Origin of the sequence: Alcanivorax sp. (assembly GCF_040119285.1) — a bacterium.
In the GTDB taxonomy this organism is placed as follows: domain Bacteria; phylum Pseudomonadota; class Gammaproteobacteria; order Pseudomonadales; family Alcanivoracaceae; genus Alcanivorax.
This window is the reverse complement of the sequence record NZ_JBEDTY010000032.1, coordinates 159,795-180,241: the sequence shown is the minus strand read 5'-3', so window position 1 is coordinate 180,241 and position 20,447 is coordinate 159,795. Positions and strand designations below refer to the sequence as shown.

At 52.6% G+C, this 20,447-nt stretch carries 18 protein-coding genes and 1 pseudogene; all 19 read right to left on the bottom strand.

The features are described from left to right. Positions 1-2: 2 nt before the first annotated feature. Positions 3-1,292, bottom strand: coding sequence for a nucleotide sugar dehydrogenase (locus ABNH10_RS10285; RefSeq protein ID WP_287963627.1), 1,290 nt, complete (start codon positions 1,290-1,292; stop codon positions 3-5). An 81-nt stretch (positions 1,293-1,373) separates the two neighbouring features. Next, a complete protein-coding gene (gene galU, locus ABNH10_RS10280; protein ID WP_287963628.1) occupies positions 1,374-2,255 on the bottom strand; it encodes a UTP--glucose-1-phosphate uridylyltransferase GalU in 882 nt (293 codons plus the stop codon). Then, a complete protein-coding gene (locus ABNH10_RS10275) occupies positions 2,248-2,616 on the bottom strand; it encodes a VanZ family protein (protein ID WP_349385845.1) in 369 nt (122 codons plus the stop codon). Before ABNH10_RS10275 ends, galU begins: the two co-directional genes overlap by 8 nt. A gap of 12 nt (positions 2,617-2,628) precedes the next feature. Further along, on the bottom strand, positions 2,629-3,795 hold the full coding sequence (locus ABNH10_RS10270) for a nucleotide sugar dehydrogenase (RefSeq protein ID WP_349385844.1): 1,167 nt from the start codon (positions 3,793-3,795) through the stop codon (positions 2,629-2,631). Between the two features lie 378 nt (positions 3,796-4,173). Continuing rightward, on the bottom strand, positions 4,174-5,610 hold the full coding sequence (locus ABNH10_RS10265) for an MBL fold metallo-hydrolase (protein WP_349385843.1): 1,437 nt from the start codon (positions 5,608-5,610) through the stop codon (positions 4,174-4,176). Between the two features lie 113 nt (positions 5,611-5,723). Next, a complete protein-coding gene (cysC, locus tag ABNH10_RS10260) occupies positions 5,724-6,341 on the bottom strand; it encodes an adenylyl-sulfate kinase (protein WP_349385842.1) in 618 nt (205 codons plus the stop codon). Between the two features lie 380 nt (positions 6,342-6,721). Next, positions 6,722-8,494, bottom strand: a complete 1,773-nt coding sequence (locus ABNH10_RS10255) for an SLC13 family permease (RefSeq protein ID WP_208742082.1) — start codon at positions 8,492-8,494, stop codon at positions 6,722-6,724. A gap of 246 nt (positions 8,495-8,740) precedes the next feature. Beyond that, a complete protein-coding gene (gene wecA / locus ABNH10_RS10250; RefSeq protein ID WP_208742081.1) occupies positions 8,741-9,814 on the bottom strand; it encodes a UDP-N-acetylglucosamine--undecaprenyl-phosphate N-acetylglucosaminephosphotransferase in 1,074 nt (357 codons plus the stop codon). A gap of 270 nt (positions 9,815-10,084) precedes the next feature. Next, positions 10,085-10,501 (bottom strand): annotated as a pseudogene (locus ABNH10_RS16275) (transposase); the annotation flags it as partial. A gap of 153 nt (positions 10,502-10,654) precedes the next feature. After that, on the bottom strand, positions 10,655-11,416 hold the full coding sequence (locus ABNH10_RS10240; protein ID WP_349385841.1) for a YdcF family protein: 762 nt from the start codon (positions 11,414-11,416) through the stop codon (positions 10,655-10,657). A gap of 19 nt (positions 11,417-11,435) precedes the next feature. Next, entirely contained in the window at positions 11,436-12,539 is a 1,104-nt protein-coding gene (locus ABNH10_RS10235) for a glycosyltransferase family 4 protein (RefSeq protein ID WP_349385840.1), read from the bottom strand. 15 nt (positions 12,540-12,554) lie between these two features. Then, complete coding sequence (locus ABNH10_RS10230; protein ID WP_349385839.1) at positions 12,555-13,595, bottom strand: EpsG family protein; 1,041 nt, start codon at positions 13,593-13,595, stop codon at positions 12,555-12,557. After that, positions 13,595-14,614 (bottom strand): glycosyltransferase family 4 protein, encoded by a 1,020-nt coding sequence (locus ABNH10_RS10225; RefSeq protein WP_349385838.1) that lies wholly within the window; start codon positions 14,612-14,614, stop codon positions 13,595-13,597. The genes ABNH10_RS10230 and ABNH10_RS10225 overlap by 1 nt, the downstream gene beginning before the upstream one ends. Before the next feature lie 8 nt (positions 14,615-14,622). Further along, positions 14,623-15,249, bottom strand: a complete 627-nt coding sequence (locus tag ABNH10_RS10220; protein ID WP_011588210.1) for an acetyltransferase — start codon at positions 15,247-15,249, stop codon at positions 14,623-14,625. Further along, positions 15,246-15,839 (bottom strand): sugar transferase, encoded by a 594-nt coding sequence (locus ABNH10_RS10215; protein WP_041704916.1) that lies wholly within the window; start codon positions 15,837-15,839, stop codon positions 15,246-15,248. The genes ABNH10_RS10220 and ABNH10_RS10215 overlap by 4 nt, the downstream gene beginning before the upstream one ends. Further along, the gene (locus ABNH10_RS10210) at positions 15,839-16,966 is read right to left on the bottom strand and encodes a glycosyltransferase family 4 protein (RefSeq protein ID WP_349385837.1); all 1,128 of its coding nucleotides are present in this window, start codon (positions 16,964-16,966) and stop codon (positions 15,839-15,841) included. The genes ABNH10_RS10215 and ABNH10_RS10210 overlap by 1 nt, the downstream gene beginning before the upstream one ends. Next, positions 16,963-18,144 (bottom strand): hypothetical protein, encoded by a 1,182-nt coding sequence (locus tag ABNH10_RS10205; protein ID WP_349385836.1) that lies wholly within the window; start codon positions 18,142-18,144, stop codon positions 16,963-16,965. The genes ABNH10_RS10210 and ABNH10_RS10205 overlap by 4 nt, the downstream gene beginning before the upstream one ends. Next, positions 18,141-19,220, bottom strand: a complete 1,080-nt coding sequence (locus tag ABNH10_RS10200; RefSeq protein ID WP_349385835.1) for a glycosyltransferase family 4 protein — start codon at positions 19,218-19,220, stop codon at positions 18,141-18,143. Before ABNH10_RS10200 ends, ABNH10_RS10205 begins: the two co-directional genes overlap by 4 nt. Continuing rightward, complete coding sequence (locus ABNH10_RS10195) at positions 19,217-20,437, bottom strand: glycosyltransferase family 4 protein (RefSeq protein WP_349385834.1); 1,221 nt, start codon at positions 20,435-20,437, stop codon at positions 19,217-19,219. Before ABNH10_RS10195 ends, ABNH10_RS10200 begins: the two co-directional genes overlap by 4 nt. Positions 20,438-20,447 lie beyond the last annotated feature (10 nt).

Here is a 20,447-nt window from a genome sequence, read left to right as displayed (position 1 = left end):
GCCTAGCTCCGTCCAATTCCACGATATTCCAGCCCCTGTGCCTTAACAAATGCAGGGTCATAAATATTACGACCATCGAGAATAAGCCCGGTCCGCATCTCTTGTTTCAAACGCTGCCAATCTGGGCTCCAATAAGGTTTCCACTCGGTGACCAGCATCAACGCATCGGCGCCCAAGGTGGCCTCGTAGGGGGTATCACACAGCAACAGTTCTCTATTTTGCTTCTCAGCCCAGCGTTTTAAATCGGGCAAGGCCTTGGGATCATGCACAGCCACGTCCACACCCTGCGCCCATAACGCTTCTATAATCTTCAAGGCAGGCGCGTTTTCTACCCGGGCTGTGCCCGGCTTAAAGGACGCCCCCCAGATCGCAACCCGCTTACCTTTTACACAGCCGTTGCAGTACTGCCAAAACTTGCGAAAAAGAACTTCTTTTTGCCGCTCATTGGTATGCAACACCTGCTCTAGTAACCCAGGCTCCGCAGCTTTCTGCTGCTGAGCATCCAGCAAAGCCAGTACATTACTGCTCAAGCCAGGCCCGCCAAATCCGCAGCCCGGGTAAAGGTAAGCCTCACCGATACGAGAGTCTGCCCCCATTGCGACGCGTACCGCATCAATATCCACGTCCAACGACTCCGATAAGGCGGCCATGTCATTCATAAAACTGATTCGAGTAGCCAAAATGCCGCTGATGGCGAGTTTTGCGAACTCCGCCTCCCGCAGGCTCATCACCTGAAGAACATCTTTACGCCGATTGAAAGGGCGCAGCAGCTCACGCATCAGGGCCTCGCCTTCGCGTTCATAGCACCCCAGCAAAATACTCTCAGGACGAGTAAAGGTCAGGAAAGCATTCCCCTCCTGAATCAAATCTGGCAAAGCCACTAGAGCCGCATCATAGCCTGCAGACAATATGTATTGCCGCAATCGTTCCGCCACCCCTACGGGCCCCACGGTCTGATTCACCACCAATCGACAAACCCCAGGCTTTACATCACCGCCGAGAATATCCTCTGCCAAGGTTTCGCTGCCCGGTGACAAAGCAAGAAACACCACCTCAGAGGGGGAGAGATCAACCGCGTTCTGTCCTCTTAACAAAGGAACCAAACGGCCCGCGTTGATCTGCTCAACATACAAACGGCCCAACCCTTGCTCGCTAAATAACGGTTGCTCTTGATTTAGCTGCTCATGCTCCTCTATACCAAATACGTACCAAGCTACCTGATGCCCGGTCTGAGCAAGCGCCGTTGCCGTTACCTGGGCGCATAACGTGTCGCCATAAACCGCCACCTGCATATCACCAAACCCTTCGCGTTATCCTCATACGATAGACACCCGCAAGCAAAGAACCTGCAGAGCCCAATAAATCATCCCACATTAGCGCTGGCTAGCTTCGGCCATCATAGCTCTGGCATGCTCACCCAAATCTGGGTGTCGCGCAGCATAATGGAAAATAGCGCGCAAATAGCCCACCTTGTTACCGCAATCGAAGGTCTGGCCACGCATGGAATAAGCTTCCACTGGGCTTTGCTTAATTAATGTTGCAATCGCATCGGTGAGCTGAATCTCGTTACCTGCCCCGGGTTGTGTCTCGGCAAGAATGGCCATAATTTCACCGGGGAGCACATAACGGCCCACGACGGATAACCGAGACGGAGCCTCATTAATAGGCGGTTTTTCTACAATGGCGCGCATGGCAGCAGAATCACCAGCCCTGGGGGCATCCCCCTCCAGAGCCACAATTCCGTATTGATCAACCCTCTGCGCGGGAACCTCTTCCACCATAATTTGGGCGGCAGACGTATCATGGTAACGGCGGACCATAACCGCCAGATCCTCTTCTATATCCTGGCAATCCACCAACACATCGGGCAGCAACACCGCGAAAGGCTCATTGCCTATCACCGGGGCGGCACAGGCAACCGCATGCCCCAGCCCCAGGGCGTGATGTTGGCGCACAGAAATAATGTTTACATCCGCCGGAAGGATATTCTGCAGCGCATCCAGCAAAGCCGTTTTGCCTTTCTTTTCAAGCTGATGCTCTAGCTCAAATTGGGTATCAAAATAGTCTTCAATTGCACTCTTGGAAGAATGGGATACCAATACAATATCTTTGATCCCTGCTCGAACCGCCTCCTTTACCACGTACTCAATAGCCGGTCGGTCCACAACGGGCAACATTTCCTTCGGTATCGACTTAGACGCCGGCAACATGCGCGAACCAAAACCCGCCACCGGTAACACTGCTTTTCTAACCATTATGTCCTCTCTTAACCAAGCGCCGTCCAAGGCTCAGTATCAACAATCCGATAAGAGCGCCCGCCACATTACCGGCCATATCATTCCAGGTGGCGGAACGCCCCGGAATCCATATCTGTACCACTTCAATAACGGCCCCAAGGGAAATGATGGCCATAAGAACCATTAAAGCTGGAGCCCCAAGCCATCCGAACGACAAGGCAATCACGGCACCAAAAAAAACATGCGCATACGCATCCACATTGCCCAGATGAAGCAACTGACTAATCGACTCCCTTAATTCTCCTGGCAGTAATGCACCCAAAGTAAAAATAGTTGCACTGAAAACAAGAAATAATAGAGACCGCTTTTTAGGCTGCATGGCTTTCCAGGATTAATCACTTCCAAAAAGATCACGGGTGTAAACCTTCTCAGCCACCCCTGACAACTCACTCACCAGACGATTAGAAACAATCACATCACAGGTTTGAATAAAGGTTTCAAAATCGCGAATCACCACCGAATTAAAAAACGTCTCCTCCGCCAGCGCCGGCTCGTAAACCACTACCTCAATACCTTTCGCCTTCAGCCGCTTCATAACGCCTTGAATGGAAGAGGCCCTAAAGTTGTCCGACCCCGCTTTCATCACCAACCGGTAGATGCCCACACGGGCGGGGTTACGGCGTAAAATATCTTCGGCTATAAAATCTTTACGTGTTCGGTTGGCATCCACAATGGCCTTAATCAAGTTATTCGGTACATCCTCGTAGTTAGCCACTAACTGTTTGGTATCTTTGGGCAAACAATACCCCCCATAACCAAAAGAAGGATTGTTGTAATGCCCCCCAATACGCGGATCAAGGCAAACCCCCTCAATAATCTGGCGGGTATTCAAATTATGGATAGCGGCATAGCTATCCAGTTCATTGAAATAAGCCACCCGCATAGCCAAATAAGTATTGGAAAAAAGCTTGATCGCTTCTGCCTCGGTTGAATCTGTGAATATTACAGGAGGAGCAACGGTTTCCGCCCCCTGAACAAGCAAGTCAGCAAAAATACGAGCGGCCTCACATTGGGCCCCTACAATAATTCGGGAGGGGTGCAAATTATCATGCAGGGCTTTGCCTTCCCGCAAAAACTCTGGAGAAAAAATGATATTTTCAACCCCAAAACGTTTCCTCAGTGTCTTCGTATAACCCACCGGCACCGTCGATTTAATTATTATGGTAGCGTCGGGGTTAACAGCCAGCACATCACTAATTACCGCCTCAACACTACTCGTATTGAAATAGTTTGCCTTTACGTCGTAGTCAGTGGGAGTCGCCACTACTACGAAATCGGCCCCCTCAAAGGCCATTTTTTTATCGGTTGTCGCGTGCAAATCCAGCGATTGCGCTGTCAGAAAGGACTGAATTTCAGCATCTTCAATCGGGGAAATCCCGTTTTGAACTTTCTCTACCTTTATGGCATCAATATCTAGCGCCACTACGGTGTTGTTCCGGGCCAGCAACACCGCATTGGATAACCCGACATAACCCATTCCCGCCACTGCAATTTTCATTAATTTCCTCAATCCCAAACAGCTGAAAAGCTTCCGTATCGCCCTCCATCAAAACAGAGTAACGCCTGAGCTAAATATTCTGGCCGCGCAAAAAATTAAACGGAGCGGTAATTTACGGTCCGCGGCTTGCAAAGGCACCGCCAACATAGCCAAAAGAGACCAAAGGTGTAGAGACCGTAAAGCGATGAACGCCAGGAATTCTAACGTATTCTGCCCATTAGAGGGCGGATAAAGGTGTAAGGCTTACCTTACCGCCTTACTGAGAGGCACTATGTTGCATTGTTGATAAGAAGCCAATCCATTGGCCCCATCCTTTTCACGTGGAAACGAAGGGAAACACCGCCCCTACAAACCCGTAAGCCTGAGTGCATTAGGCCGCTATTGGAGTGGAATCCAAACCTTCACTGGCTGGCCGGCGGCACGATAATGCACATCAAGCTTGTCGACCAGAGCACGCTTGGCACCTTCATCGCCGTGGACCACACGAATTTCTTCAGGCCCCCTCGCTATCCCTGCCGCGAACCGAATCAGATCCTGCTGATCGCCATGGGCTGAATAGCCGCTAATGGATTCTACCGCAGCTCGAATGGGGTAGGCTTCTGCCTCCAGCCTCACACTGCCGCCCTGCTCGCTTCGCTGAATCTCCCTGCCCGGCGTCCCTGCAGCCTGATACCCCACAAACAGCACATTGTGCCGCGCATCGCCCAGCATCGCTTTTAGGTAATTCACAATGCGGCCACCGGCACACATGCCACTGGCGGCAATCACCACCGCCGGCCTCGCGGTGCCAGCCAAGTGACGAACCATTTTCATGTGTGCCTCGTGGCTGTCCACCGTTAGTAGCTGCTCAAACGCCAACGGCCGGCGGTCTGCCCGCAAGCGTTCGCGGGCCTCCTCGTCCCAGTAAGGCTCAAGCTCCCGGTAAACCTGGGTAAACTGGCTCGCCAATGGAGAATCAAGAATTATCGGCAACTCATCCCAGTCCAGAAACGGATGCATGGCGGCGCCCCGTTGGCTGTGGATAATCGCCTCCAACTCATAAAGCAGCTCTTGGGTACGGCCAATACTGAACGCAGGAATCAATAAAGTCCCCTTGTCACGCAAAGCCTTGACCAACGCATCTTCTAAGCGCTGCTGCCGCGTCTCTCGCCCTTCATGAAGACGATCCCCGTAGGTGCTTTCTATCACCAACACATTCGCAGCCGGTGGGGGCTCCGGTTCCGGCAGAATTGGCGCATCAGCAGCCCCTAAATCCCCGGAAAACACCGTGATATGCTCACCGGCCAATCGGCAAGACACATGGGCCGAGCCCAGGATATGCCCCGCCCTGCCCAAGCGAATCTCCGCCACCGTTCCATCGGTCATCTCCAGGGCATGCCAATAGCCAAACGGCACAGGCACTAACGCCGCCTCCAGCCGCGCCATAAAGCGCTCCACATCTGCCGGCTTGCGGCTCACCCCTAAGCGAAAGGCATCTTCCAACACAATGGGCAGCAGCTTAGCCGATGGGCCGCTACAGTAAATCGGCCCGGCATAACCCGCACCCAACAACCACGGCAGCCGCCCCACATGATCAATATGCACATGGGTGAGCACCACTGCCTGGATGCGGGAAATATCGAAATCGATGGCCAAATCATCTGCGCTAGCCCCAGCTGGGCCAACATCACCGCCCTGGAAAAGCCCACAGTCGATGAGCACAGAACTGTCTGGGCTAGCCACCCATTCATGGGCGGAACCCGTTACACCACGCACGGCACCATGATGAAAAAGATGAGGAAACCCGCCTTCAGGCAGGTTATTGGAACGTTCCATGTGAACTCCTCCACAATGTCGAGGCAGGCCCTCCTTGGCCCGGGGCAAATCCGATCACCGCACAATACCGCATTACGGTTATGCTTAATCCGTTCTGCGCAATCAGCTAGCCCTTAAACAATGGCCGCGATCAGCTGCTTAACACAGGTTTCAATGCCGTTTTCAGCGGTATTCACCACAAGCTCCGGCTTGCTCGGGGCCTCGTAAGGGCTGTCGATACCGGTAAATTCCTTAATGATGCCCTGGCGCGCTTTCTGGTACAGGCCTTTGGGGTCGCGCTTCTCGCACTCTTCCAGCGGCGCATCCACAAACACTTCCACAAACTCACCGTCGTCAAACAATGCACGGGCCGCATCACGGTCTGCACGGAACGGGCTGATAAACGCCGTCACCACAATCAAGCCCGCATCTACCATCAACTTAGCCACTTCAGACACCCGACGGATATTCTCAGTACGGTCTTCATCGCTCATGCCCAGGTTCTTGTTCAAGCCATGGCGAACATTGTCACCGTCTAACAAGTAGGTGTGATTACCCTGCTCGGTCAGCGCCACTTCCAACGCATTGGCCAGCGTGGATTTGCCAGAGCCAGACAACCCGGTCAGCCAGATACACTTAGGCTTTTGCCCCTTAACCTTGGCGCGGTCGGCCTTAGACACATTTGATTCATGCCAAACCACGTGGGCTTTGGAATCGTTCGCTTTTTCCTGGTACGGAGACTTCTCAGACATGCAATATTCCTTCAATTGAACGTTCACGTTAAAAGTTGAGAAGGACAACCCTCAACTTCCGGGCTCAGCCATGCTGTGTGCCCTCGATCATAGCCGCCAGCATCCTTGAGTGTTGCTCTAGCTCAGAAAGCCAACGGCCGGCTTTTTCCTCGTCGATGTAACCGATTCCATGGCCCGAAAGCCAAAATCCTTAAACCCGGTAAAATACCGCCACATCACCACACAAAGCGCAGTACCGCGCTTCCATACATCCAGATTTTCAAACCGAAGCATCCATGCCCCTCCTGCTTAGCTCCCTCCATGGAGCGCCATATTGTTTTGTCTTTCCTTTCAACTTTGAACGTCTCACTTTCAACTCAAAGCTGCTCGGCATAGCCTTGCTAGAACCGCCAAACCATCGGAATAACGCTAAGGCTAATCACCGCCACCACCACACTCATGGGAAAACCTATCTTCAGGTAATCGCGGAAGGTGTAACCGCCCGGCCCCATAACCATCAGGTTGGTTTGGTAGCCCAGCGGGGTCATAAAGCTGGCGGAAGCGGCAAACATAACCGCGACAATAAAGGGCATAGGGCTCACCCCCAACTGCTCGGCCACGCCAATGGCGATGGGAAAAACCAGCACCGCCGCCGCATTGTTGGTGATCATTTCGGTGAAAATCGCAGTGAGCAAATACACGATCACTAGCGCCATAAAGGGCGACAAACCGCTATCCGGGATAGCCAGCTCCACAATCCACGCCGCCGCACCGCTAGACTCCATGGCCTTGCCCAGCGCAAAAGAAGCGCCAATGACCACCAACACCGGCAGGTTCACACTCACGTTCATCCGCGAACGGTTTACCGATACACAGCGTAACGCCAGCATCAGGCCTGCGGCCAGCATGGCGGCTTCCAGGGTAGAAGCCAGCCCCAGTACATTGGCTAACACCATAGCCACCAGCACGGCCACCGCCAGCGGCGCTCGGCGAAAATCCGGTGGGGTAGAATCTTTCAACGGGCTCACCAGCATAAAATCGCGCCGGTATTGATACTGCTCCACAAACTGTTCGCTCGTTTCCAGCAGCAGGGTATCGCCCACCTTCAAACACTGCTCGCCCACCTTGCCTGGCACCCGCTTACCGTTTCGGCTAATACTCAAAATGGCCGCCTGGTAACGGGTACGGAATCCGGTTTCCTTCACCGAACGGCCAATACCGGGAAATTCCGGGCTCAACACCACTTCCACTAAGTGCCGCTGATGGTTGTTGAGCCCTAACTTGTGTGCCCCACCATGAGCAGCCTGCAAGCCATTAATACGCTGCAACTCCCGAGCGCACTCCGGCACCCCAACAAAAGCCAGTAAATCCCCTTCCTGCAAGGTCATTTCTGGGCCCACTGCCGTAAACAAACGCTCATCACGCTGAATATCCGTCAGAAAGCCGTGGGTAAGATTGCGCAGCCCCGCATCCTGAATCGTGCGCCCCGCCAGTGGGCTGCCTTTCGCCACCAGCATTTCCACATGGTACTCGCGGGCATCTTCCCACTGGGATGCCATGCTCGCCCGGTTGGGCAGCAAAAAACGGCTTATTAACAACATGAAAGCCGCCCCCCCTAACAGCACAGGAATGCCCACCCAGGCCACATCAAAAATACCGAACGCCGGCAGCCCTTTTTCCTGAACCAGACCATCCACTACCAGGTTGGTGCTGGTGCCAATTAAGGTACAAGTACCGCCGAGAATGGCCGCGTAACTCAGCGGCAACAGCAGTTTAGACGCCGATAACCGTAATCGTTGCGCCCACTCTTGCACCGCAGGAATCATCATGGCCACAACGGTGGTGTTATTCAGAAAAGCACTCAGAATAGACGCTGGCGCAATTAGCCGAAACTGGCTGGAAAGCACGGATTTTGGCTGCCCTAACAACCGGTGTGCCACCCAATAAATCGCCCCGGTATCCCGTAGCGCAGCCGCCACCACGTACAGTGCCGCAATGGTCATCAACCCCGGGTTAGCAAACCCAGACAGCGCCTCCCCCGGCGAGACAATACCGCTTACCATCACCAACACCAGCGCCGCCATCATGGTCATATCCGCAGGCACACGGTTACTCACCAGTGCGCCCAGCACAGCCAACACAATCAATAGTGTTATCAGTATTTCCAGGGTCATTAGAGCAACCAGACAAAGCCCACGCCGCGCAGCAAATCGCACAGCCAAACCGGCATTTTACAGGGCAAACGGAATATAAAAAGGGGGAGGTTAGTCGAATATAGAATAAGCAAAAGCCCAGCATGCCTACAGAATCATGCTGGAGTACCGTAGCGGCTAATCTAGCCTATAAAACGGTGGAGCGCCAAGAAAGGCATCCCCACCAATTAAGGCTATATAATACGCGTAAATAGTAGTGGTTATAATCTAACCAAATAGCCGTATTCGAGACGTTTTTTTGCGTCGAAAAAAAGCGAGAAACCGCCACACATGGCGAAGTGCATAATCATACACTGCAAGTACAAACAAAAACGTGGCGAACATAATCCACTCAGGAATAGAGAAAAACTCTCCAGCCAGCCCCCAAAAAGCAAACAATGCAGCAACTGAAGTAATCAATAGCAGGGCCTGCCGATCCGTAAACCCTGCCCGGATAAAGATATGATGCAAATGTTCTCTATCAGGCATTATCACTGATTGACCTTTTCGGACCCTCCTCACCATGACCGCCACCATATCAATAAGCGGAACCGCGATCATCCACAAAGCCGTTACAGGACGAAAAGCCGGCCCCTCTAGAGAGGAACCTTGGATCATCAGCCACACAACAGCAAAGCCAATAAACATGGATCCAGCGTCCCCCATAAAGATACGGCGTTTAAAAGGAGGAATTCTCAAATTCGCCATCATGTAAGGTAGCAACGCACACGACAAACCAAGCGAAAGCGCTACGCCAGCTTCATGTCCACCTGAAAAAAAGAACAAAATAGCCAGCGACAACAGCGCGATCAAAGACAAGCTCCCTGCAAGGCCATCAATGCCATCAACCATGTTAAAGGCATTCGTAGCACCTATGATAGCTGCAATGGAGATCAAGGGCCCCAGGGGACCAAGCTCAATAACACCCAAGCCTACCAAGTCGCCAAACGATTCAAGCGAATCTCCCGAGCCATAAACTAGCACGCCCCCCAGAACAATCTGGGCAAACAATCGGAATTTTGCGGGCAAATCACAGGCATCATCAATCGCGCCCAACAGTACAAGCACCGACGCGCAAATCAAGAAAATCAAATAAGTCGAGCTGAACGGCATGCCAAGCATGAAACCAAGCAATACACCTGTAAATGCGCTCAGACCGCCAACAAGGGGTACTGTACCTTTGTGGAGCTTTCTATGATCCGGCTGATCTATTAAGCGGAATGTCACAGCGAAAGGCATCAGCATTCGCAAAGAAATTAAGGCAAAAACACCCGAAAGCAAAGAAGTACCCACAGCGCCCATGTCTAACCCAAATCCCTAGGTAGCAACTCACAGAACGATAATATGTAACCCCTCTTACACATTACCCTTGCCTCTAATCAGCCCAATGACATACCGACCATCAAGGCGAGCCATTACTCATGAGGCTGACTCTATAAAACCTACAGGAATACAGTGGATACGTGGAGGAAAAACAGAATTGAAATACAGGAAAACCACAACAAACAGCTTATATTCGCAGAAAAAATATTTATATTCAGAATAAAAAACTACAAAAAAAAGAAACCCCCTCAACCTATTTTCGCCCCATTTTGAATCACCCGTATGAGTAGAGGTTTTAGCCCGCCCGTAGTAGTAGGTCTCGCTCGTACCATAGCCTTCGCAGGTAGGCTGTTGCTGGTGTCATGCTTGGCAACAACACCGCCCATGGCCATCTCTCGACACTGAGATGGCCTTACACCTTTCCCTCAAGCACCTGCTGACGATGCACGGCCTTAAGGCGGTCTCAGCATACATCTTCTTAAGCCAGGCATTCTCCGCTTCCAGTTCCTTGAGTCGCTTCATGAGCGATGCATCTATGCCACCGAATTTGGCCCGCCACTGATAAATCAGCGCCGTGCAGACATTGTGCTCACGGGATAGCTCAGCGACCGGTACACCGGCCTCGTGCTTCTTCAGAATCGCCAGAATTTGGCTGTCAGAAAATCTGAGACTTCTTCTTCATTCGCTCCTTGTGCGATCAGTGTAAAAGTCTCCACTCAAAACCTCGATTGATTTTCGGGGGAATTACAGTCCGCCGCGATATCCTCTCTTGTTTCGCGCCACAACAGCCGCCCAGCCCTTTGAACTTTGAACTACTTTTCACCGCCCAACCCAATATCCCACCCATTCCTTCATGGCTCGTGCGCTTCCATCTAGCGCCTTCGTATTCGGCAACCAGGCACGCCAGGAAGGCTCCGCCATCACCTCATGATCCGTTACGGCGGGAGTCACCTCGATACCATAGGGCTCAAACTCTTGCTCAAACCGCGCCAGCGCCCGGGGCATATGCAGCGCAGAAGTCACCAGCAAAATCCGCTTAGCCACGCTGCCAGCTAATAACTCAGCAGAAAAACGAGCGTTTTGAGTGGTATTCCGACTCCTCCCCTCAATCACTATCGCCCCTTCATCCACCCCCAACGCCAGCAAAAATTCACGCATGGCTTGCGCCTCCGTCATCGCACTAAAAGCAGGGTCACTGCCGCCGCTCAGGGCCACCAAGGGTGCCTTGCCGGCCAGAAACAACTGCGCACCGAACCACACCCGATCTGCACCCGCCTCAAGATTCGGCACAACTGCACCAAACGGTGGCGGCGTCACGCCACCACCCAACACCACAATGGCATCTGCCACAGGCAGCGCATCCAATGGCACCGCAGGGTAATGCCCCTCAAGCGAACCACGGAGCCCGTTACTGGCAACAGGCAGCGACCAAACGCCCAGCCAAAAAAACGCAAGAAACCCCACCGTCCAGGCCAGCCTCCGAAAGCGAAACAAACCCAGCAACAGGGCACAGCCACTCAGGAAAAGAGCCACCCCCAGTGGCGAAATCAAGGCAATTACAAACTTGGAGAGGATATACATAGTGTGATATCAGGATCGGTTAAAACTGCAAACAGCCTAGGTAAGACTGCACCACTCGGGCCTCACTGAACGACGCTTCCATCCGATCACGGGCGGCCTGCCCGGCTCGTTGTCGATCTTCGTCATCCATCGCTATCACGTTCAACATCTGCTCAGCAAGAGACTCGGCACTGCGAACCTCACACAGCCAGCCGGTCTTGCCAGCTTCTATAGCTTGCCGACAACCCGGCACATCCGTCACAATGGCGGGCCGCCCCATGGCCGCTGCTTCCAGCACCGTGCGTGGCATGCCTTCACGATAGGACGGCAATACCAGCACATGGGATTCCGCAATCACCGGACGCACATCGTCAGTCGCACCGCGATACTCTAGAACCCCCTCTTGTTGCCACTCAGCGACTTCGTATTCAGCAATGGCACTTTGATTACTTACCCCTAACGGCCCCACCAACAAGCACCGAGCAGCAACGCCCTTTTCTTTGAGCAAGCGACAGGCACCGACATATTCGCGTACGCCCTTGTCCCCCAGCAACCGGGCAATCATCAAAAAGGTAATGGCTGTCTCGTCAGGCAACGGTTGAAAAGCAAAGTGATCCAGATCCACCCCGGAGCCAGGCAACAATGTCATGGGCGTATTGCCAAGCAACCCGGCATCGCGAAACACCGCTAGGTCTTCCTCATTCTGGAAGAACAGATGGTGCGCCCGGCGATTCACCCAACCATAAACCTGCCGTACCCGGCGAAACAGCCAGGAATCGTGGATAAAGGCCGTGCCCAAGCCTGAGACATTATTGGCAAACGGCACCCGCAACACGATACAAGCCAAGCCACCATACAGATTCAGTTTGACAGTGAAATTGAAAACAAAAACCGGCTTGTAGCGCCGGAACGTCTGCCAGATAAATAGCAAACTGAGCAATTCCTGCACCAGCCCGGTACTCTTTCCCACCATGGGCAGTGCCACATGCTTCGCACCCAGCTCATCCTTTAAGCGCTGACTGAAACCATCTTGGGGCGACAGGCAAACGACCTTATAGCCCTGCCCCAGCAACGCACGAATGGTGGACTTGCGGAAGTTGTAGAGATACCAAGAGGTATTAGATGTGAGAAAAATGGTTTGCATCGAAGATAACCAGAATCAGATCAACCAGAATACCCGGTATGGCAGCCAGACATAGGCGTGAGAAGCAAAAACCAGCCAGACGAACTGCACCAGACCGTAATAACAAACCACAGCTAGTGCAATGGCCGCTCGCCAACGGACATCCTTGGCAATAAGGGGCAAGTGAGAAAATACAAACAACTGGATGGGAATCAGATATAACGCCACTCGATCTGTCGCCGTCGAAGACAGGACCACCAAAGGAATGCAGACGAGTGACAATATAGACATCCAGAACCAGAGCTTTTGCTCAGAATCAGATAGATCCATTCTCCGTGCTAAGGCTAGAAAAAGCATAGCCGGCACAGCGTTCATAACGACCCGAATCATTCCACCCTGGGAATGGTACTCCGCCTCAACATAGTTGACCCAGAGGGTCTCCGCCGAATCAAAAACAAACAGATAAGCTGCTGCCAGTGACAACCCCCCCCCCCAAAACAAACTCCAGAATCGGGTTGAAGTGGAAGCAAGGGCAGCGACAGGCAACATCAACACCGCTGATTTATGGAAGGTAGCACCGAGAATGGTCCAGATCAGGAAACCACGCATATTGTGATTGCCCAGGGAAACAAGCCCAAGCAAAAGCAATCCCAAAGCCGCTGATTGCCGCGTATATCCCATTCCCACAACTATAATCATATAGGGCACAGCGACCAATAATGCCAAAAAGGGCAATGGGCTCTGCCTTGCAAAGCGGACAACACCAGCCATTAGTATCATGCCGCTAATCGTATTAACCCAATAAATACCACCACCGAATTGAGCAACAACCCAATTAATCAGATAATAACCAGGATCAGACCCCATGAGAACATCTGAGAGGGGCATCGCGGACCTAAGAGAAAGGTGATGGAGGTAAGAAAACCAGTCGCCACCCACTTCATAACGCCAACCAATAGCCAGGGAATAGAAAAACCAAAGACCAATCCACAAGGAAAATGACTGACGAGAAGCACGCGTTGATCCGAACAGGACTCCCAGTGAGGGAATTAAGAACATGACCCAGTATGGAATCATTACTGGCGTTCCTGTACCAGGAGGCAGCTTTCAAGACGCCTCAGCTGGCTATCTATCGAGTATTGATTTTCAACAGCAACCCTGCCGGATGCACCAAATTTATCTCGAATCTCTCCGGAATTAAGGAGCTTCAACAACGCGATCGCCCATTCCGAATCATTGGCTGCCAGCAACCCACAGCCAGCACCATTCACGATGTCAGGATTCACACCAACAGGACTGGCAACGACAGGCACACTTGAAGCCATATATTGAATCAGTTTATAGCCGCACTTCCCCTTCTCCCAAGGGCCATCTTCCAGCGGCATGATGCCAATATCCATTTCTCGTATCAGGGCGGCCTCTGTATCCTCAGACCAAGGGCAAACAATCACCTCAATACCAGGCAGGCGAGTAGCCGTATCTTCAGTGGCGCCGACTAACATCAGCCGAAAAGCATGCGCCTGACTCAATGCCTTTAAGGCTGGCAACAATTGTTCAACATACTTCTGGGTGGTGGGAGAGCCAATCCACCCAATCGTAATCGTGGCACCGGCCCCATTACCAGCAGAATAGCGACGAAGATCCACCACCGTTGGGATCACAACAATACGCTTCGCACCGGCAGCTTTTGCACGATCAGCAAGATAATCATTGCCTGCTATCACGCAAGCGGCATGGCGCATGACCGTATCAATCTTTCTACCAAGGAAGCGCCGAACCCATGCATTACTAGACAAGTCGTAATTATGAAAAATGGCATCATCATAATCGACCACATACCGCACCCCAATCCAGGCCAGCAACACTTCATCCCCGGCACCAATCCCCAACCCTTTCAGAGCCAGATCCAGCGCCAACGTACCGTTACCGACAGCCACGGCGTAATCCGTGCCGGCAAAGGCAGCAAATTCACGCTCAAATTCACGCCCCTCCTGACCCGTCCAGTAGTTTACCTTGTTGGAAAGGAGTACGCGGGACACCGCTTCTGCTTCTTCCTCAGTAAAGGAAGGCCAGGGGGAGAAAGGACCGTTAAGCATGGAAATCCTCAGAGAATTTTTTGCGGGCGAGCAGGGGTACCCACCACCGTCAAACCATCTTGAATATCAGATACCACTGTGGCGCCGGCGCCTACCATCACATTTGAGCCAATGCTGACCCCCTGTCTCACCTGGCAGCCGATACCAAGCCAACTGTGCTCGCCGACCGCTACCGTACCTGCCAGAGCCGATCCTGGGCAGACATGACTGTACGCACCAATCGTACAATCATGGTCGATGGCCGCTCGAGTATTCACTATCACTCCTTGGGCAATGTGAGCATCTGCATTGATCACAGCGCCGGCAACCACAAGCACCCCCGACTCAAGCATAGCGTACTGGCTTACGGTCGAAGCCGGATCAATCACGCTTGCAACGGGCAAACGACGATCGAGCAGCCATTCACACCACTGCTGCCTGGCCTGGCTATTTCCGATGGCAACAAAGTAGCCATCGCATTCATGAGTTTGCGCATCTTCCGGAAAACCCAGCAACGGCCAGTGGGCGTGAGTCTGTTCAGAGAGGCCAAAACGTGGATCAAAAAAAACCACCTTGGACCAGCCAGCCCGCTCAGCGGTATCCGCCACCACCTTGCCGTGCCCGCCGGCACCGATAATCCCAAGACGACGGCTCATTTCTGGCTCCCGGTAAAACGCGTCATGGTCGCCTCACCATCCTGATTGATGTCGTCCCGCTTGATCACCTTCCAGACCGTCAGAAACAGGATTTTTATATCCAGCCACAGAGTCCGGTTTTCCACATACCAAACGTCCAGCTCGAATTTTTCATCCCAACTCAGGGCGTTACGGCCATTCACCTGCGCCCAACCGGTAATTCCGGGGCGGACTTCATGGCGGCGCGCCTGGCGATCAGAATAGAGAGGAAGATATTCCATCAACAAAGGGCGCGGCCCCACCAGGCTCATATCGCCCTTCAGCACGTTCCAGAGCTCAGGCAGCTCATCGAGGCTACTGGAGCGAAGAAACTGGCCAAAGCCGGTAAGCCGGTCCGCATCCGGCAGCAATTCACCGTTTGTACCACGGGCATCCGTCATGGTGCGGAACTTGGCCATTTGAAACGCACGGCCATCCATTCCTGGCCGCACCTGCCGAAACAACACCGGGCTACCCAGTTTTACCCTGACCAGCACGGCCAATAGCAAAATCACCGGGCCAAGCACCAGCAGCCCACACAGGGCGCCCGCGATATCCATCAACCGTTTCATCACAGCCCCATTTCCTTGAGCATTACCGCATTGACCTCATGCACATCGTACTTCTCTTCGGCAATCTGGCGTGATCGCGTGCCCATCGTGGAAACTCGATCCGGGCTAGCAATCAGCTTGATCATGGCATCCGCCAATGAGGTTACGTCCTGCACCGGCACAAGATAACCGTTATCACCATCCACCACGGTTTCACGGCACCCCGGGGCATCGGTAGTGATGACTGCCCGCCCCATGGCCATAGCCTCCAGTACGGTGCGTGGCGTTCCTTCACGATAGGAAGGCAACACATACACACTACTGTCGGCAATGGCCGGGCGAACATCCGCCAGCTTGCCAAGAAACTCCACAGTACCCGAAGCCACCCACTCATCCAGCTCCTGCTGGCATATTGCATCCGGATTATCATCAATCCAGCCTACCAGCCGGAACACTGCATCAGGATACTGCGCTTTAACCAAGGCGGCGGCTTGGGCGTACTCGCGAACGCCCTTGTCACCAAGCAGGCGGGCAATCAGAAGAAAGGCCGGCGCCGCCGGCAGCGGCGACACCGCATATTCCGCCACATCGACACCGGAGCCATTCACCACACGGGAAGGGATGGCGGTCTTCAACAATTTCAACTGCCTGAACAACGCCTCATCATCCGGGTTCTGGAAAAACACCAGACGATTTCGAGACAGGGAAAACCGATACAGCTTCTGAATCAACAGCCGCAGCACTTTACGCAAGCCTGTCGCCTCACCAGTAAAGGCATAGCCCAGGCCGGTAATCAGGGCAAAGCGGTGACGAACCCCACCCAACCATGCCGCCAAGGTACCGTAAATGACCGGCTTGATCGTATAGCCAAGCACGTAATCCGCCCGGATCTGCCCGACCAGCTTGCGCAATGCCAGCAACGCAGAAAGATCCTTCACGGGATTCAGCCCTGTACGTTCGAGAGGAATATCGTGAACCGTCACCTCCAAGCCCATAAGGCGCAAAGCAATATCAGATTCAGCCTCCAGCCCCGGCACCGCCACATGCACGGTGCAGCCGGCCTGAATCAGTGCCTCAATCAACGGGCCACGAAACTTGATCAATGAATCCGGAAAACTGGCCACCAGCAAAAAGACCGGCTTTGTCATCGCCTGCTCCCTTCAAGAGCCGGAGCGTCAGACTCGGCCGGGTAGCGTGAACGGCCGATCACCGAGATCAGCAGGAAAATAAGCATGGGCGCAAACATCCATTTCTGTCGCAGGGCGATGCCCAGGTTGGCGGTGGTCATGGCCAGAATCAGCCAGGCCCCCAGCGAATAAATCCACAAAAACATGCGGTTGTGGGCCAGCAGATGAGCAGGCAAAGGCTTCCTCACCAACGCCAAGCCGCCGGCAATAAAGAGAAAAAGAAGAATGGTGTTATCAACCGCAGCTGCCAGAGAGAACAGATTCCGCACTTCAATAAGAGTAGGCCTGAACAGATAAGTAAACATCTGAACCGGTGGACTCATGCTGGAAATGTCCACCGCCCCGCCGCCTTTTAGGTTATGCCCCTGGCGACCCTCAATGTACTGCATCACATCCTCAGCGCCCGCATCTTCCCCAACTCCAGCATAATTGAGTCCAAATGGAACAAGAAAAACGGCAGCTACCAACGCAATCCCACCCAGCACCATGCGTTGTGGAAGCGGAATGCCACGCTGAAAAACAAATGAGCCGGCCAGCCCTAAGCCCAGCATCCCGGCCATATGGGGGCGAACCAACAACATAAGCAGTACAGCTACAACCAGCAGACACCAACGTCGCCTGAAGCTCAATGCAGCCCAGAGCGCGAACCCCATGGCACAGAAAGACAGAGCATCCTTACCCAGCCCGGAAGACCAAAAGCTAACAGAAGGAAGAAAAACAACAAGGGTTGCCAACAAGCGAATGTTGCGAGATTTATTCCAGGTGACTTCACGCAGGGCACCATCAAATGCCAGAAGCCCAATAAAACCAAAAAACTGGAATACCAGCGAGCAGCCAAGAAACGATAAGCCCAAACCTTGCGAAAGGAAAGAAACAATGAAGCGAACGCCGTAGGTGCCAAAAGCAAAATCAATGTCTGGTTGAAAACTCAACCTGAAATAACCGGAGGCGTCCCCCCCATAGTTAAGTATATAAGCAAGATAAATAACACAGAAAAGACTGTGCCAGAGATAAAGGGAAACAGACCGGGACAATGAGGCACGAAAGAACCTTCTTACAACGACGGCCATTATCAGGCCCGCAATAAAGATTAAAAGCGCCAGAACAAGCTGAAGCGGCGTCGAATCAAGATCCGTCAACGCTCATCTCCTGAAATCATGAGGCTCGAACTGATCGCTTCAAGCTGACTTTCAATTGAGAAACCCTTACAGACTGCAGCGCGCCCGGCATGCCCTAACCGTTCTCTAAGTGCCACATTACCAATAAGTTTAAGGAATGCTTCGCCCCATTCATCAAGATGATTCGCAAGAAACCCACACCCTGCCCCATCAACGATTGCAGGGTTCACCCCAACAGGGCTGGCAACCACCGGCACACCGGTACCCATATACTGAATCAGCTTGTAGCCGCACTTGCCTTTCTCCCAGGGGGCATCTTCCAACGGCATGATGCCAATATCCATTTCCCGAATCAAAGCCACCTCAGTATCTTCAGACCACGGCTGAACCTCCACCTCGACACCCGGCAATCGGGCAACGATGTCCGCTGTGGCACCCACCAGCAAAAGTCGAAACGCATGCTGATGGGCCAGTGCCTGAAAGGCCGGCAACAGCAGCTCAACATACTTCTGCGTTGTCGGCGAGCCAATCCAGCCAATGGTTAATAGTTGGCTTGTGTCTTCCCTTGCGAGATAACGGTGATGATTCACCACCGTGGGAATCACAACCACTTTCTTAGCACCAGCAGATCTCGCCCGTTCAGCAAGATAATCATTGCCTGCAATCACACAAGCGGCATGCCGCATGACAGTATCAATCTTTCTACCAAGCAAGCGCCGTATCCAGCTGTTACCAGACAAGTCGTAATTATGAAAAATCGCATCATCATAATCGACCACATATCGCACCCCAATCCAGGACAGCAACACTTCAAACCATGCTGGCATATAAGGGAGAAGCTCTTTTTCCAACCAGATAACCCGGTAACGAAAAAAACCGAATAGCACAATGACACGACGAAGATAAGACATAATCATCGCAACGCGAGACCGCCCCTGACCTGAATAGAGCGAGTCGAGATAAGCCTCATCAAACAATGGCTTAACCGTAAACTCCCACCCACTCTCTTCTAGAAAAGGCAGATACTGAAAGGTCCGTAGCCGGGAACTGGCTCCTTTTCGCGCATACTTGGGCAGTACTAGTACACGTCTGTTCATGCTTGATCCTTGATAGACAAAAGCGCTTTGCGATAAGCCTGAACACTGGATTCAAGTGAAAAATGCGCTACACCCACTGAGCGACAGTAGGCACGGAAAGCATCACGCCTGGGCAGCACCTGGTTTATGAACCAATCAGAGACTGATGACAGAGTTTGTTTATCCCCATTATCGACCAGGAAACCGGCCTGAGAATCAATAAAGTGAGAATCCCCAACACCACGTGTTGCCACTACGGGCACGCCACAGAGCAAATACTCGCCCAACTTGATCGGAGCAACCCCTTGCATGGAAAAAGTCGGCTCACGAAACGCCAAGCCAAGATCAGCCGCCGCAAGCCAGCCAGGCACTTCATTGGCCTCAACACGCATCACCGTCATAGAGGCAACAAGGGATTTATCACTACCAGAGGCCAAATCAATCATCACCTCGGGCGAGCCTGTCAGCACAAGAAAATGTGAATCAGGTCGGGACTGCCGTATGAGTTTGAACAGACTGAGCATCGAATCTGGGCAGTACTGAGGCCCAAGAGAGCCCGCATAAACAATTAAAGGGGCGTCTGCAGCTATACCCAGCTTCTGTTTAACTCCCAAACGGTCAGCGATATCACCTGGATCGAAAAGAGATTTATCCCGACCATTACTAACAACATGAAACTTGGCCATGGAGGTGCCGGCACCTGCCCTGGCCTGAAGAACAGAAATGGCTTTGTGGGAACGAGTGAGGACAACATCTGCACGGCGTACCGCCTGAGCTTCAATATCTCTGAGAACCCGGTGGACAAGATTCGATGGAGACTGCCCCGCAAAATCAACACGCTCATCAAGCGGTAATCCATCAGCATCAAATACAAGCATTTTATTATTGTCGCGCAAAGCGATAAGAGTGCTCAACGCCGGTAACGTACTTCTAGGCAACACGACATCAATGTTGTGCTGTTTGATGGCTTTCCTGATATGCCTAAGCCCCATTAAAGAGGTAATCACACTACCAAGGGCAACGGGATTTCTAATAACATTTACAGACGTATAACTACACCCACTCTCTTCGCAAATCTGACGACGGCGTGATGTCACATCATCTGCGGCCCATGAAAACTGCAGGATATGAAACCTGAATTTACCTTCCGCCATTATTGAGGTAAATATAGGAAGAAACAGGCTTTCAAGGTATGACACTTGAGGGCCATCCCATGTGACAAAAAGCACATTCATCATAATTACAATA